This is a genomic window from Paenibacillus sp. P32E, from assembly GCF_001909085.1.
GTDB classification, from domain to species: Bacteria; Bacillota; Bacilli; order Paenibacillales; family Paenibacillaceae; genus Paenibacillus_AQ; species Paenibacillus_AQ helianthi.
This window is the reverse complement of sequence record NZ_LVYY01000002.1, coordinates 266,442-280,899: the sequence shown is the minus strand read 5'-3', so window position 1 is coordinate 280,899 and position 14,458 is coordinate 266,442. Positions and strand designations below refer to the sequence as shown.

Here is a 14,458-nt window from a genome sequence, read left to right as displayed (position 1 = left end):
CAAACTTTTAGGAGGAACCATCCAATGACCAATCCTTTGAAATATGATTCCGATAAACAACTTACGAATGAAGCCTGGGCGAAGCTGCAAAATAAGCTTGCTGCTGAGCCGGTGAATCCGGTATGGGCATCATGGGGGCAGGATGTCAAAAAGATTGGCATAGAAGAAGACCATGCGGCATCCATAGCGGAATCAAGTGATAGGAAGAATGAGGTGCAGCCTTTAGTGAGTCCAGCGGACACCGCCGGAGCACAGGCGAAAACCAATAGCCGGAAGCCACGGCGGTTTGCCATGAACCGCCGCCGGAAATGGGCAACTGCTGCAGCGGGCGTAGCCATATTTGCAGCCGTACTAGCCACACCTGTAGGCAATACGGCCATGGCCGCCATATTGGGTCAATTCAGAATGCAGGAAGTAACGGCTGTCAATGAAGATGATCTGCGGAATTTGTTCTATCAGGTCAGCGGGGAAGACAATATTAATGAAGCTGTTAACAAATTTGGCTCATTCAGCTATTCATCCGGTACGTTAAGCGGAATGGTGCCAGTGAATGCATTGCAGGATAAATTGGGCTACCCTGCGCTGACCGGTGGAGCTTTTGATAAGGTTAAAAGCGTATATATAAACTCCTCACAGCAAATTACACTGACTCTCAAGGTGGATGAGGTAAATAAGGCGCTGACACGTCTGGGGGCGAAAGAGCTGTTGCCTGAATCCATTGACGGCAAGCCGCTCACGCTATCGGTTCCAGAATCCGTAAGCTATGATTTTTCTATGGATGATCACTGGGCGAATCTGATGCAGATGAATACGCCTGTGGTGAATGTAGATCCTTCAATTAACGTGGAAGAGGCTGTGCGGGCTGTCATTGATTTCCCGCTTCTCCCGGATGAACTGAAGTCCAGTCTGCAGCAGAGCAGTATTCTGGCCGGAGACCTGCCTATGCCTGTGATCAAAGGGAATCATACCGAGCAGATTGAAGTGAACGGTATAAAGATTATCATGGAAACTATGGAGTATGGCGATGGGCCTACTTATAGTGCAACATGGGTGAATAATGGGCAGCTGTTCGACTTTTCCGGCGGTTCACTCTATCAAGACAAAGAGAAATTCATGAAGCAGCTCCAGGAGTTGATCACGCAATGAATGTACCCGCAATCCAAGCGCAATTACTGACTAAAGAATACAGTAACGGACGCGGCTGCAGAGATGTAACTATTACTGTTGAGAAAGGGGAAGCCTTCGGCTTCCTCGGTCCCAACGGTGCCGGTAAAAGCACCTTTGTTAAAATGCTGGCAGGCTTAATTCGTCCGACCAGTGGAAGTGCCGCTCTTTTTGGACATCCGATTGGAACTCTTGCAGCCAAGTCGAAGATAGGTTATCTGCCGGAACTTTACCGGTACCAGGAATGGCTGAGTGGAGAGGAGGTCGTTAGACTCCATGCCCGATTATGCAATATCGAGAAGTCTGTAGCAGACCGCAGAATACCAGAGCTGCTGAAAGAGGTAGGATTAGGACTGCGGGGCCGTGACCGTGTGAAGCATTACTCCAAGGGAATGCAACAGAGGTTGGGTCTAGCCTGCGCACTTGTGAATGATCCGGAGCTTGTTTTTTTGGATGAGCCGTCATCGGCACTTGATCCAATCGGCCGTATGGAAGTGAGGACTATACTGGAAAGGCTAAAGCAGCGGGGCATCACCATTTTTCTCAACTCTCACCTGCTTGAGGATGTTGAGGTGCTGTGCGACCGGATGGCGCTGCTGAATAACGGCGAGATCCTGCGGCACGGCAGAGTCTCAGAAATATTAAATAAGCGAACAAGCTGGCAATTTAAAGTGGGCGGCTTTTCGCCTTTTTTGCTGTCTTGGTTGAAGAATCATACGGGATTGCAGATCAGTCAGGCAGCGGTAGACAGGAATCAGGATGAAGAGGGCATCCTTGTGTCTTATGCCATCGAAGGAAGCACGGTGTGGCTGGAGGCGGAAGTCGAGAGTGATGAACAAGTGGGCTGGTTAAATTCACTGATGATTGAACAGGGTCTGACCTTATATGAGGTTTCGCGTAAAAAAGAACGACTGGAAGAATGGTTCCTGGATGCGGTATCCGGGCTCAGCCATAGGGGGGAGCAGGAATGAGAACCATACTGGGAATGACCTGGAAAGAACTGCTGCGGAAGAAAGTGATGCTCATGACTCTGGTTATGACTGCTGTCTTTCTGATCGCGTTCTGGTTCGTTGCAGCTATTGTCGGGAGCAGCGAATCTGGAAGGGCAACCAGCATTATGAATGGGAGTAACCTGATTGAAAGCTTTACGACAGGCACTTTTATTTTGACCATGGGGTTTTTCTTCGGGGCTTTTGTTATTGCCTTTTTGGCTATTTTTAGTTCTTTCTCCTCCATTGCGGGAGAAGCGGAACAGGGGATCATGCAAGCATTACTGCCTCGCCCATTGCCGCGGTGGAAATGGTATCTGGGGCGCTGGCTTGGGTATGTCACCTTAGGAATTCTCTATGCTTTTCTTTTGTTTGCAGCGATTCTGCTGATAGCAGATGCACATGCTTCTATCCCAAGAGACAGCGCTGCGCTTATAAAAGCTTTTCTGCTCTTTGCTTCTCTAGTTCCGCTGCTCATCAGCTTATCCATGCTTGGGTCGGGTTTATTCTCGGCACTTGGGAACGGGGTTTTCATGACCATGCTCTATGGAGCGGGCTGGCTTGGAGGGATGATCGATAAAATGAGCAGTTCGCTAGGCTTGAAGGATGAAGCAATCCATACACTGCATAATCTCACGGGGATCATGTCTCTTTTCATACCGGCAGACGGACTGCAGCAAAAAATGACAGCGGAGCTTTTCAGTCTGAAAGATTTGGGAGGGATGGTTAATATGAGTACAAGCTCCTTTCCACTCTTAGACTTTAATTCCGTTCCTTCGGATTCATTTGTGGTGTATGCCGTTCTGTATACGGTTGTGGTGTTTGCGATAGGACTGCTGCGGTTTCAGCGCAAGGATTTGTAACATGTATTTTCACTAATTGATACAACAAATAGCGCCCTGCTGGATTCCGTAGATGGAACCGGCAAGGCGCTATTTTGGATGCAGACCGGACGTCATTTGTTTGCACCGATCTCGATCCAATCGGTGGACCAGTTGCCAATTTCACCAAGGATGGGTGCCAGTGCAATTCCTTTGCTGGTCAGAGAGTATTCAATCCGTACAGGCATTTCAGGATATACTGTGCGCTGGATGATGCCCTCGTTCTCCATTTCCTTTAAACGGTCGGATAATACCTTGCCGCTAAGATTGGACAGACAGCTCTCAATTTCACCAAAACGGCGGGGACCTTTCATAAGTACGAATACTATAAGCGCAACCCAGCGTTTGCTAAGCATATCTACCGCTTTTTCAAAGCGCGGACACATTTCGAAATCGTTCATATCGATCACCTCCGCATTCATTATATCATAAACTTACAATAAGTAATCATTAATATTTATATATATATTATAACTTGACGAAGTTATATTACAATGATAAACTAACTTACAAATAGTTACTCGACTTAAATGGTTGGAATAAAGTTGGAATATTAAAATTCACACTATATGTTTAGGATGGTGCAATGATGATCAAACCAGATATCGTATCTATATTACAAAATAAAATAAAGCGGATTACCATGGATGATTCCACTAATATACTCGTTGGTCCTATTACTCTGCCAGTGAATCTGGACGGGGAAACTGTCACATTCAAATGGTACAGCTGGTTGAAAGCCACGGACGAGGAATTGCAGGGTGGTGACAGCAAAGAAGCAACGGAACTGCTGATCTCCCGGCTGTCCTCCATGAATCTGGCTGAAGGGCAGCAGTCGAGCGTGCTGGTGTACGGAGATTTTGAGGATTCAGATGAAGCGCTGATCCGGATGCACAGCATTTGCCATACGGGTGACATCTTTGGCAGCAAACGCTGCGATTGCGGTTTCCAGCTCCGCCAGTCGATGAAGATGATTGCACAGCACGGATCAGGGGCCTTGTTCTACCTGGCTAATCATGAAGGAAGAGGGATCGGGCTGTTCAGCAAGGCTATGGCATATATTCTCCAGGAAGAAGGATATGATACTGTAGAAGCCAATCTGGAGCTGGGCTTTGCCGATGATTCCAGAGACTACAGAGATGCGATCAGCGTCTTGCAGCATTTGCGCAGCAAACCGGTTACTCTGATTACGAACAATCCCAAGAAGATGGAAGCCCTCAAGGCAGCCGGGATGAACACCGGGAAGCGAATCCCATTATGGGGCGACGTATCCGTATTCAATGAGAAATACTTGCGCACGAAAGTGGCCCGTTCCGGCCATCTGGAGGCGGTACCGAACGCTGATTTTTTTGATGGACGAGTAGCCAAATAATTCAGAGATGTTATAATGGGGTACTGAACCTAATACTTAGATTAGTGAGGTACAATATGAATGCCATTCAAGTGCAGGACTTGCGCAAAACCTTCAAAGTCCAAAAAAACCGCGAGGGCCTCAAAGGGGCCTTCGCTGATTTGTTTAAACGGGAATATTCCGAGGTTACAGCTGTAAAGGATATCTCCTTCTCCATTCCCCAAGGCGAGATTTGCGGCTATATTGGCGAGAATGGTGCGGGTAAATCCACGACGATCAAGATGCTCACCGGCATTCTGGTTCCAACCTCGGGCAGTCTTTCTGTGGGAGGCTATATACCCTATGAGGAACGTGAGAAATTTGTGCGGAATATCGGTGTTGTGTTCGGACAGCGCAGCCAATTGTGGTGGGATATCGGTGTGATTGAATCCTTCCAGCTGCTCCGCAAGGTATATCGTGTACCCGAACTGGATTTTAAGAAACGGCTGGATGAGCTGGTTGAACGGCTGGAGCTGCAGGATTTGCTGAACCGTCCGGTCCGCAAACTCAGTTTGGGGCAGCGGATGCGTTGTGAGCTGGTTGCGGCACTCCTGCATAATCCGTCCATATTGTTCCTGGATGAACCTACAATTGGACTGGATATTGTGGTCAAGTCGGAAATCCGCCAGTTCTTGAAGGATATGAACCGCGAGCATGGAACAACTATCCTGCTGACCACTCATGATCTTCAGGATATTGAAGCGCTCTGTTCTCGGGTGATTATGCTGGACGATGGACGCATCATTTATGATGGGGGCCTGGAGGATCTGAAGCAACGCTGGGGTACAGGGCGTGAGGTGCAGTTCCAATTCGGGGCTCCAACTAAACTTGAGCAGCTTATGCAGTGGACAGAAGAAATGCCGGTTACCTGGACATCTGAGAATGATCTGGGTGCCAAGGTTTGGATTCCGCTGGAGCTGAACGTTTCGGATGTGCTAGGACGAGTTGTGGGTCAAGCAGACATTACCGACATCAAAATCATTGAGACCAATACGGATGATATCGTCCGCAGCATTTATCAATCAGGTTCGGCCGAGAAACCGGAAGAGAAGATTCTTGCGCTTAAGGATGAGAAAGAGGTCATCCATGTCTGATCAGCTTAAAGCCGCTGCAGCCAATTCATCATCTGGAGGTTCTTCCGCAGACGGACCTAAGGAAACAGGATGGAGGCTGCTGCTGGGTGCTTATTTCGATTTCATCCGCATCCGGTTTCTGACTATGCTCGCTTACCGTATTAATTATTATTCCGGTATTCTGATCTATACGCTGAATATAGGTGTGAACTATTTTACCTGGAAGGCAATTTATGGGGACGGGGAATCCTTGGGCGGGTTTACAGGTGCCCAGATGACGACGTATGTTGCGGTTTCCTGGATGGCTAGGGCGTTTTATTTTAACAACCTGGACCGGGAGATTTCCACAGATATCAGGGACGGAAGCATCGCAATCCAGTTCATCAGGCCGTATAACTACGTGCTGGTCAAGATGATGCAGGGGCTTGGCGAAGGCATGTTCCGCTTTATGATGTTGATGATCCCGGGTATGGTGATTGCTATTCTGCTGTTTCCGGTGCATTTACCGACAGAACCTTCAGCTTGGGCCGGATTTCTGGTCATGCTCTTTTTCAGCTTCCTGATCAGTTCACAGATCAATATTATAACGGGCTTATCGGCGTTCTTCGTCGAGAATAATGAGGGTATGATGCGGATGAAGCGTGTCGTGGTCGACCTTTTTTCCGGCTTGATCGTTCCGATCACCCTGTTTCCGGACTGGTTATCTTCCATCCTTAAAGTTCTGCCCTTTCAAGCCATCACTTACCTGCCGGGTTCCGTATTTACCGGACGGGTGCACGGGGTGGGCATTTGGAATGTGCTGGGTATCCAGGTCATCTGGTTCGTAGTACTGCTGATTCCAATTGTCTGGCTATATCACGCGTCGCGTCAGCGGCTGTTCGTGCAGGGGGGGTGAGTGAAGTTGTATTACTTGGACTTATTAGTGGAATATATCAAAAACTATATGAAGACACGTCTGACTTACCGCGCCGATTTCTGGGTGGAAGTGGTGTCTGATCTGCTGTTTCAAGCGACCAACTTTATTTTCATTCTGGTCATCTTCATGCATACCAATAGTCTGGGTGGTTGGAGCCAGAATGAAGTGGTGTTCGTATACGGTTTCTTTATGGTGCCTTTTGGCGTCTTCAGCTGCTTTGTGAATATGTGGGGGTTTAGCGAGCGCTATATCGTCAAAGGTGAAATGGACCGTATCCTGACCCGTCCGGCGCATAACTTGTTCCAGATTTTCCTGGAGAATGTGGACCCTCCGGCATTGGTGGGGTCTTTTATCGGATTGATCATTATGGGGATCAGCGGCAGTAATCTCGGTCTGCCCTTTGAATGGTGGACCCTACCCATGATTATTGTGCTTACGCTTAGTGCGGTTGCCATCTATACCGGGATATATACGACCTTAACCTCATTGTCGTTTTATTCCGATGCTCCAACCGGCATTCTGCCGCTGATGTACAATATCCAGACCTATGGCCGTTATCCGGTTACGATCTACAATCGCGCAATTCAGGTACTGCTTACTTGGATTATTCCGTTTGCTTTTGTCGGAGTGTACCCGGCGGCACTGTTTCTGCACCGTGAGGAGATGCAGGGTATGGCACTGCTTACTCCGGTGGTGGGTGCGGTATTCCTGGGGATTGGGCTTTTGTCCTGGAATTATGGTGTCAAAAAGTATAAGGGAGCCGGGTCATAGGTCAAGCTTCCTTCCAATAGAGTTTAGGACAGACTGGTGTTCATTGCCGGTCTGTTTTTTCTTTGTCCTCTAAAGCTTCCGCCAGAAGTTCAAAAATTAATATAAGATGTTATATAAATCTCTTTTCACTTGTACTGCGTATCCTCATAATGAACACAGAGATATGGATTCTTGAGGAGTGGAAAAATGAAAACGTATGCTATTGGTGTAGATTTAGGCGGAACCAATATGAAAGCAGCGCTATATGATGCCGGATTCGCGGCAATTAGAGAAATATCCATCCCCACAGAAGCTGCTGAAGGACCAGCACATGTGCTCAAACGTATCCGGCTGGCTGTACAGCAGTTGAACGAAGACACCGGGATTGGTCTTCAGAGTATTGCCTGCATGGGAATGGGGATTCCCGGACTGCTAGATCCTGAAGTGGGTTTGTCCCTATTTTCTCCCAACTTTCCGGGCTGGGAACACGTACATATTGTGAATGAAATGAAGCCGTTTTACGATTTCCCAGTGTTTATTGATAATGATGTCAGGATGAATCTGTATGGGGAATGGCAGTATGGAGCAGCAAGGGGATACAGGAACATCATCCTGCTGACTCTGGGAACGGGACTCGGTTCAGGAATTGTTAGCGACGGTAAGGTTGTGTACGGCACGACATTCAGTGCAGGGGAAATCGGCCATATGAACATGTTCAGGCAAGGCCGTCCCTGCCGTTGCGGGAGCTCTGGTTGCCTCGGCAGATACGTATCGGCAGTCGGTATGGTGAATACGTTCAAAGAGAAGCTGGCGGAAGGAAGAACAAGTTTCATCCAAACCTGGACAGGTGGAGACAATGAACGGATAACCGCGCTTATGATTTCAGATGCCTATGATCTGGAGGATGCTTTGGCGGTGGAGGTCATGCATGAGACCGGGGTTTTACTTGGTTTTGGACTATCTAACGTAATAAATCTGCTGAATCCGGAAGCGGTCATTATTGGAGGCGGGATGTCTGCGGCCGGGGAACGCCTGCTGCGCAGTGTCCGTGAGACGGTAAAGGAGCACGCCCTGAAGCTGTCCGGCAGCAAGTGCAGCATTGTTCAGGCTGAGCTGGGAAGCCGTGCGGGCACGCTTGGCGCTGCGGCATATGCTTACCGCAGGCTGAAGGGAATAGAAGCTGTTATATGAAGCCCTTGAATGATGTATCTGCTGCTGTAGCATGCTATGCTATAGATAGAATACGATAAGCAGGAGGCCAAAGATGAAAAGAGAGATACAGAACGTGCCTTTTGGCTATGAGCCACCGGCTGCGGAACGCAAGGGAACCCTGGTGTTTTATGATTCGTTTGAGCATATTTCGGATCAGGAGCTGGAGCAGGCTGCCCATACCGCAACCGAACGCAAGTTTACCAAGCTGGTGCTGTACCCGCTACACGAAGAAACGGTAAGACGGATGAGCAAGGAGCCCGTGAAGGCTTTTTACAAACGGGAAGACCGTCTGCATGAATGGAAAAGAGAGCAAGGCCGCTCACTTGTTACCGTTGAGAGTCTTGAAGGCAAGCGGAAGAAGTATACGCCGCTCGACTCAGCGCTGCGGCACATCAGCGAAGTGTATCCTTCGCCTTATTTTCTCTATATGACTCCTGAAACGGCTAATCAATTTGCTTCGTATTCCTCTTTTGAGGAGTGGATTGTGAAGCTGAGGCTGATTCTGTCAGCGGCTCCCGATTATGTTCATCCGCGTCTGGAAAAGTTCCGGCATCGCTGGGACATTGCCGGAGAAGAAAAGAAGGAGTAGGAGCGTGGAACTAATTCATCGGATCACTAAAGGAGGCGGTTTTCTTGTCGGACGTTTACAGCTTTAATGTAAGTCTGCAGCCTGTGGAAGCACTGATTATGGTGAAGGAGGGCATGCCCGCAGGTTCAGAGCTGCTACATGAAGAGTATAACGAGGTGGGGAATGGTTATTCGATTGGAACGCTGGTATATGAGCGTTATTTCTTCCGTTCAGGCAATCAGGCCGCGCTGATCGTTATATCCGATAATCTCCATGGAGTGACGAATATACGGCTCATCGCGGCAGGAGCTTCGAAAGGCATAATCATGAAGATGGATTGGGGGGCAGGCAAAAGCTTTGCCTCCTCCGTAGAGAAGGTATTATCTGCTTATATTCTGGAATGAATCTGGGTTAATCCCGTTTATTGAACGTTTCCTTGTTCACGTCTGTAGGTGTACATTCTCTATTGATAGTGGATGAAGCAATGCGTAGAATGCCCTCCAATACAGTACTCTCACTCACTCAAATCACACCTATCGCATTGGAATAATTATATTATAACTGAACTACTTTTGTGCACAGCAATGAAAAGAAGGAAAAATAAAATTTTAATAATTAATGTTGACACATCACTTGAATTTATGGTTTTATTATGTAGACCGATTGTTATAAAAACAAAGGAAGTGTCCCGCTTGTCAAACAAGCCTAATGCGCGTGAAGCGATTGTGGATACCGCTTCAAGACTATTTTTCACACAAGGCTATCATGCTACGGGGTTAAGTCAGATTATCAAGGACAGCGACTCGCCCAAGGGATCTCTTTACTATTATTTCCCCCACGGTAAAGAGGAACTGGCCTTAACCTGTATCAACAAAACGAGTGAGATCGTTGTAAGACAGCTGAGACAGTATGTGGAGAAGGAAATAACTGTTATTGAGGCGGTTCAGGAATTCCTTCATCAGATGGTCAGTGACGCTGAAGAGTCTGATTTTAAAGGAATGGTACCCTTCAGTTTCTGGGTAGCTGTAGAAACCTCCTGTATTAGCGAGGAGCTTAGAACAGCATGTCAGACTGTATTCATGGATTGGCAGGATGTCATTCTGCAGCGTTTACTTGAAGAGGGAACTGATACTCAGCTTGCAGCCGATAAGGCTTCAGTGGTGGTCTCGTTGTTTGAGGGAGCGCTGCTGCAGACTTTGACCTGCCGGAGTACAGGGCCGCTTCTCGCCGCCTCCAGGTTGGTTCCCGTATTGCTGGGTTAGGCAAGTAGAAATAGAACAAATAGAGAGAAAATTATGTATGATCAGGAGGATCACAGAGTGGAAGCTACCATGACTGGAAAGAAACAAACCGAAGAAACAAAATTCAGGGTTTTACCGATTCTGATCTCCTTGCTGCTTGCCGGATTTATCGGCATGTTCAGCGAGACTGCGCTCAATGTGGCGTTAAGTGATCTCATGAAAGTACTTGAGATTACACCGACGACGGCACAGTGGCTGACTACAGCGTATCTGCTGACATTGGGTATTCTTGTACCGATATCCGGGTTGCTGCTGCAATGGTTCTCAACAAGACAATTATTCGTTGCTGCATTATGCTTTTCGATTCTGGGGACCTTTCTGGCTGCGATGTCACCGAATTTCGAGTTTCTGCTTACGGCCCGTGTAGTTCAGGCGATGGGGACCGCATTGCTCCTGCCATTGATGTTCAACACCATCCTGGTCATTATCCCCGCTGAAAAAAGAGGGGCTGCAATGGGACTCATAGGGCTTGTTATCATGGTCGCTCCAGCGATCGGGCCTACGATTGCCGGGCTGTTGATTGAGAGCCTGAGCTGGCACTGGATCTTCTGGCTGTCACTGCCGTTCCTTGTGATTGCACTGATCTGCGGAATACTGTTTATGCAGAACGTTACCAAGGTTACCAAGCCAAAGATTGATGTGCTGTCCATTGTGCTTTCTTCTCTGGGGTTTGGCGGAATCGTATTTGGATTCAGCAGCGCCGGTGAAGCCGAAGGCTGGGGAAGTCCAAAAGTAATTATTGCTATAGCAGTTGGTGTCGCGGCACTTGTTCTGTTTGTGATCCGCCAAATCACGATGAAGCAGCCTATGATCAATCTTCGGGCGTTCAAGTTCCCGATGTTTGTGGTTGGCGTACTGATGGTCTTCATCTGCATGATGGTCATCCTGTCCTCCATGCTGATTCTTCCGATGTACCTCCAGCAGGGACAAGGATACTCGGCCTTCAAAGCTGGCTTACTGCTTCTTCCCGGTGGAATTATCAACGGTCTGATGTCCCCGATTATGGGAAGGTTGTTCGACAAATATGGACCGAAATGGCTGGTTATTCCTGGCCTGGTTATTGTAGCGGTATCGCTGTGGTTCTTCTCCAGTATCACAGCTACTTCGACCGTGGTGTTCGTCATCGTACTGCATAGCGCACTAATGGTAGGCGTATCAATGATCTTCATGCCTGCACAGACCAATGGCATCAATCAGTTGCCTATGGAACTGTACCCAGATGGTACTGCCATCATGAATACTTTGCAGCAGGTAGCCGGAGCCATTGGTACTGCACTGGCGGTCAGTATCATGACAGCAGGGACGAAGAGCTATATGGAATCTGCAAGCAATCCTGCCGATCCGGCCAATGTGCTGCCGGCCTTTACCCAAGGCGTACAGAATGCCTTTGTGTTTGGAATGGCTATGGCCATTATCGGTCTGGTGATTGCATTCTTCCTCAAACGTGTCATTGTACAGCATAAAGCACAGGTTTCAATGCATTAATACTCTAAGTGTATAGGAATCATTGTTAAAAGACACATCCGTCAAACGGGTGTGTCTTTTTTGCATTCATAGAAAATACTGGACACAGTAAAGCGGGATAAATATAATTTTTAGTAATAAGATGGATATTTAGTCGGCTATTGAAACCGGAACTGATTTAGGCAAAGCAATCGAAGAAAGGGGTGTGGGATATGAGAGCCACCCAGGAAATGCTCAAACGCAGTACGAAGGCCCTTATTCTTCCCCTTATACTCACAGCCATCTTGAGTGCTGTGCTCATACTTCAAAAAAATCCTGTTGCCGCTACGGTTACGGAGGAACCGGAACAGAAGGTAGGCGCTTCTGCATCCCAACAGATTAAAGTTCTGAAAAAAAACAGTCTGCCTGAAGGATTTGTATACCTGGATGAGATGATCCCTGCTGCGCAATATGAAATACGCTATTTCAGTGAGAACAATTTTACGGGATCACGTGTTGACGGATACAAGGCGCCGCTGGCGATCTTTTCACAAGTGGGGTCCAAAGCATTAAAGGCTGTCAGTGACGACCTGGCCCGCAAGGGGTATATCTTAAGAATATATGATGCCTACCGTCCACAAAAAGCAGTGGATGATTTTGTCTCATGGTCAAAGGATGCAGCTGACATCAAGATGAAGGAGCAGTATTATCCTAAATTGGACAAGCGCAACCTGTTTAAGCTGGGCTTTATCGCCAAAAAGTCAGGCCATACCAGAGGCGGAACGATTGATTTGACACTGGCATATGCCAAAACGGGCATTCTGGTGGATATGGGCAGCCCGTATGATTTTTTTGGCGAGATTTCTTATTACAATACTTCGCTCATCAGCAAGACACAGCATACCAACCGTAAAATCCTGAAGGATGCTATGACTAAACACGGGTTCAAGCCTTACAGCAAAGAGTGGTGGCATTTCACTCTGGTCAAGGAGCCTTTTCCATCCAAGTACTTCAACTTTGATGTAGAGTAACCCGGTGAGGTCACAATAAAAAAGTTTTATACTGCCACTGAATTCGGAAGGGTTATAAAATCAAACCTTTTGGGTAATGTTTAATGTAAGGTCTATTCCTGCAGCTTGCAAACGTAATCAATCTAATACAGGAGAGGTGGAATCGATGTGAAGACCAAAATCGCAGCCGTAACCCTCAGTATTCTGTTATTTGCAGGCGGGTTAGGGTTATTCGTGCCCCAGCGCGCACAAGCCGCAGAACCGATTAAGGTCATTCTGAACGGACAGTTACTACAACTGGAGGAGTCAAATGCATACAAGAGCGGATCAGCCATTATGATTCCACTCCGGGAAACAGCTGAAGTTCTCAAATATCAAACGACGTATAAAGGCAGCACCGGACAAGTCCAGTTAACGCGTGTCAAAGAAACCGTTGACTTCAAGCTAAGCGGCGATGAGGTCATACTTAACGGCAAAGACAAGGTCTCATTTCAAGAACGTATTGAGGTCAGACAGAAACGGATCTATGTCCCGTTGTCTTTTTTTAATGCTATCGGGCTTATTGCGGCTTATGACGACAGCTCTGGACAAGCCGAAATATATGCACCAGAGGTTGCTGCAGGAGCGGTAACCGGACTATTGGCTGCAGGCAAATATCAGGAGCTTCAGGAACGTTACCTGAGCAGTACGGCTGCACAACAGGCATTCTTACCTGCGATCCAGCAAAGCTGGGAAGCGGTTGCGGTTTCATCCGGCAATTATTTTGGAATAAAAACAACGGATAGCCGCCGGGCTGATGGGGTGATGACCATCCAGAGCGTACTCCTCTTCTCGAAGTCTGAAGCCATATTAACTTTAACAGTGGACACAAAAGGAAAGATTACCGGGCTGACTTTGGCACCACTGGCTGCGAATGAGGCTGCAACTCTTCCAGTTAAGTAACTCGAATATGAATAAGAAGGCGATCTGATCCTATGTCAAAGGATGATCGCCTTTTTTTTATTTCAAAAAGCTATTGACAGGAGAGCCTTTAGGGAGTAAATTTAGTTCTTGTTAAACAGTGTTTAAAACAATGATCGGATAAGGGGATAGGGAAGGAGCATACAGCCAAAGCTATGACTAGAAACAACAACATTGCAGAACCTTCAGATAAGGATACGAAACAGACGATTCTTCAGGCAACTGTGGATTTGATCCGTGGTGAAGGATTCAGTTGTGCCACCATGCGCAATATAGCCGCCAAAGCAGAGACGAATCTGGCCCTTGTCAACTATCATTACGGCTCCAAGGAGAAACTTCTGGCAGATGCGGTTCGAATGCTGCTCTCTACCTTTGATGACGCCTTTAAAGTGCTGGAGGACGACACGTTGCCCCCAAGAGAGCGCCTCAAGTTATTTTTTGCCCGATATATTGATGAACTTAAACGCTATCCTGGAATGGCCAGACAAATGCTTGATCAGAGGCACCACATTATGGGTTCACTGGATGAATACTCTCGTTATTGCAAAATGATGCGCCTGGAAAAGATCTTGCAGGCTATTCAGGAAATCACCGGTGAAGAGGACAAAAATAAGCTGATGTTGATGCAGCTTCAGATATACGGAGCAGTAGTTTTTCCAATAATTATGGTTTCCAGCCTGCCCGAGAACAAAGCGGATTTCATGCCGGTCTTTAATCCTCCGCCCATAGAGGAGCAGATCGACGCGTTATTCGACCGTTATTTTCATTAAACCTATCCAACTAGAGAAATGAGTGGAGAAA

At 47.5% G+C, this 14,458-nt stretch carries 16 protein-coding genes; 15 read left to right on the top strand and 1 reads right to left on the bottom strand.

All coding sequences use genetic code 11. The features are described from left to right. The first annotated feature begins 24 nt into the window (after positions 1 to 24). Genes A3848_RS03355 through A3848_RS03345 form a run of 3 tightly spaced genes read left to right on the top strand, consistent with a single transcriptional unit; the run spans position 25 to position 3,016 of the window. Positions 25 to 1,146 carry a hypothetical protein gene (locus A3848_RS03355; RefSeq protein ID WP_074083531.1) on the top strand — a complete coding sequence of 374 codons (1,122 nt, stop codon included), beginning with the start codon at positions 25 to 27 and terminating at the stop codon, positions 1,144 to 1,146. After that, positions 1,143 to 2,135: an ABC transporter ATP-binding protein gene (locus tag A3848_RS03350; protein ID WP_074083530.1), complete on the top strand. Its 993-nt coding sequence runs from the start codon at positions 1,143 to 1,145 to the stop codon at positions 2,133 to 2,135. The genes A3848_RS03355 and A3848_RS03350 overlap by 4 nt, the downstream gene beginning before the upstream one ends. Then, the gene (locus A3848_RS03345; protein ID WP_074083529.1) at positions 2,132 to 3,016 is read left to right on the top strand and encodes an ABC transporter permease; all 885 of its coding nucleotides are present in this window, start codon (positions 2,132 to 2,134) and stop codon (positions 3,014 to 3,016) included. Before A3848_RS03350 ends, A3848_RS03345 begins: the two co-directional genes overlap by 4 nt. A gap of 92 nt (positions 3,017 to 3,108) precedes the next feature. On the opposite strand, the gene catR is transcribed toward A3848_RS03345, so the two are convergent. Further along, positions 3,109 to 3,435, bottom strand: a complete 327-nt coding sequence (catR, locus tag A3848_RS03340; RefSeq protein ID WP_074083528.1) for a catDE operon transcriptional regulator CatR — start codon at positions 3,433 to 3,435, stop codon at positions 3,109 to 3,111. Between the two features lie 188 nt (positions 3,436 to 3,623). On the opposite strand from catR, the gene A3848_RS03335 reads away from it, so the two are divergent. The 12 genes from A3848_RS03335 (at position 3,624) to A3848_RS03280 (ending at position 14,427) form a co-directional block, all read left to right on the top strand. Continuing rightward, positions 3,624 to 4,406 (top strand): GTP cyclohydrolase II, encoded by a 783-nt coding sequence (locus tag A3848_RS03335; protein WP_074083527.1) that lies wholly within the window; start codon positions 3,624 to 3,626, stop codon positions 4,404 to 4,406. 56 nt (positions 4,407 to 4,462) lie between these two features. Further along, entirely contained in the window at positions 4,463 to 5,518 is a 1,056-nt protein-coding gene (locus A3848_RS03330; RefSeq protein WP_074083526.1) for an ABC transporter ATP-binding protein, read from the top strand. A 79-nt stretch (positions 5,519 to 5,597) separates the two neighbouring features. Beyond that, the gene (locus A3848_RS03325; protein ID WP_074083672.1) at positions 5,598 to 6,392 is read left to right on the top strand and encodes an ABC transporter permease; all 795 of its coding nucleotides are present in this window, start codon (positions 5,598 to 5,600) and stop codon (positions 6,390 to 6,392) included. A 48-nt stretch (positions 6,393 to 6,440) separates the two neighbouring features. Next, positions 6,441 to 7,184: an ABC transporter permease gene (locus A3848_RS03320; protein WP_178381901.1), complete on the top strand. Its 744-nt coding sequence runs from the start codon at positions 6,441 to 6,443 to the stop codon at positions 7,182 to 7,184. 186 nt (positions 7,185 to 7,370) lie between these two features. Then, a complete protein-coding gene (locus A3848_RS03315) occupies positions 7,371 to 8,354 on the top strand; it encodes an ROK family protein (RefSeq protein WP_074083525.1) in 984 nt (327 codons plus the stop codon). A gap of 73 nt (positions 8,355 to 8,427) precedes the next feature. After that, positions 8,428 to 8,964: a hypothetical protein gene (locus A3848_RS03310; protein WP_074083524.1), complete on the top strand. Its 537-nt coding sequence runs from the start codon at positions 8,428 to 8,430 to the stop codon at positions 8,962 to 8,964. A gap of 44 nt (positions 8,965 to 9,008) precedes the next feature. Continuing rightward, entirely contained in the window at positions 9,009 to 9,347 is a 339-nt protein-coding gene (locus tag A3848_RS03305; protein WP_083606623.1) for a DUF6054 family protein, read from the top strand. Positions 9,348 to 9,635: 288 nt separating this feature from the next. Further along, positions 9,636 to 10,205 (top strand): TetR/AcrR family transcriptional regulator, encoded by a 570-nt coding sequence (locus A3848_RS03300; protein WP_074083523.1) that lies wholly within the window; start codon positions 9,636 to 9,638, stop codon positions 10,203 to 10,205. A 69-nt stretch (positions 10,206 to 10,274) separates the two neighbouring features. Further along, positions 10,275 to 11,729, top strand: a complete 1,455-nt coding sequence (locus A3848_RS03295) for a DHA2 family efflux MFS transporter permease subunit (RefSeq protein ID WP_074083669.1) — start codon at positions 10,275 to 10,277, stop codon at positions 11,727 to 11,729. 191 nt (positions 11,730 to 11,920) lie between these two features. Further along, entirely contained in the window at positions 11,921 to 12,718 is a 798-nt protein-coding gene (locus tag A3848_RS03290; RefSeq protein WP_218618990.1) for a M15 family metallopeptidase, read from the top strand. Between the two features lie 147 nt (positions 12,719 to 12,865). Continuing rightward, positions 12,866 to 13,639 carry a stalk domain-containing protein gene (locus A3848_RS03285; protein ID WP_074083522.1) on the top strand — a complete coding sequence of 258 codons (774 nt, stop codon included), beginning with the start codon at positions 12,866 to 12,868 and terminating at the stop codon, positions 13,637 to 13,639. A 173-nt stretch (positions 13,640 to 13,812) separates the two neighbouring features. Then, complete coding sequence (locus A3848_RS03280; RefSeq protein WP_074083521.1) at positions 13,813 to 14,427, top strand: TetR/AcrR family transcriptional regulator; 615 nt, start codon at positions 13,813 to 13,815, stop codon at positions 14,425 to 14,427. Positions 14,428 to 14,458 lie beyond the last annotated feature (31 nt).

What these genes read in the sequence shown, in the direction of transcription:
- A3848_RS03355 (WP_074083531.1), top strand. Translation starts at nt 25, where the DNA reads ATGACCAATCCTTTGAAATATGATTCCGATAAACAACTTACGAATGAA.
- A3848_RS03350 (WP_074083530.1), top strand. Translation starts at nt 1,143, where the DNA reads ATGAATGTACCCGCAATCCAAGCGCAATTACTGACTAAAGAATACAGT.
- A3848_RS03345 (WP_074083529.1), top strand. Translation starts at nt 2,132, where the DNA reads ATGAGAACCATACTGGGAATGACCTGGAAAGAACTGCTGCGGAAGAAA.
- catR (WP_074083528.1), bottom strand. Translation starts at nt 3,435, where the DNA reads ATGAACGATTTCGAAATGTGTCCGCGCTTTGAAAAAGCGGTAGATATG.
- A3848_RS03335 (WP_074083527.1), top strand. Translation starts at nt 3,624, where the DNA reads ATGATCAAACCAGATATCGTATCTATATTACAAAATAAAATAAAGCGG.
- A3848_RS03330 (WP_074083526.1), top strand. Translation starts at nt 4,463, where the DNA reads ATGAATGCCATTCAAGTGCAGGACTTGCGCAAAACCTTCAAAGTCCAA.
- A3848_RS03320 (WP_178381901.1), top strand. Translation starts at nt 6,441, where the DNA reads ATGAAGACACGTCTGACTTACCGCGCCGATTTCTGGGTGGAAGTGGTG.
- A3848_RS03315 (WP_074083525.1), top strand. Translation starts at nt 7,371, where the DNA reads ATGAAAACGTATGCTATTGGTGTAGATTTAGGCGGAACCAATATGAAA.
- A3848_RS03310 (WP_074083524.1), top strand. Translation starts at nt 8,428, where the DNA reads ATGAAAAGAGAGATACAGAACGTGCCTTTTGGCTATGAGCCACCGGCT.
- A3848_RS03295 (WP_074083669.1), top strand. Translation starts at nt 10,275, where the DNA reads ATGACTGGAAAGAAACAAACCGAAGAAACAAAATTCAGGGTTTTACCG.
- A3848_RS03290 (WP_218618990.1), top strand. Translation starts at nt 11,921, where the DNA reads ATGAGAGCCACCCAGGAAATGCTCAAACGCAGTACGAAGGCCCTTATT.
- A3848_RS03280 (WP_074083521.1), top strand. Translation starts at nt 13,813, where the DNA reads ATGACTAGAAACAACAACATTGCAGAACCTTCAGATAAGGATACGAAA.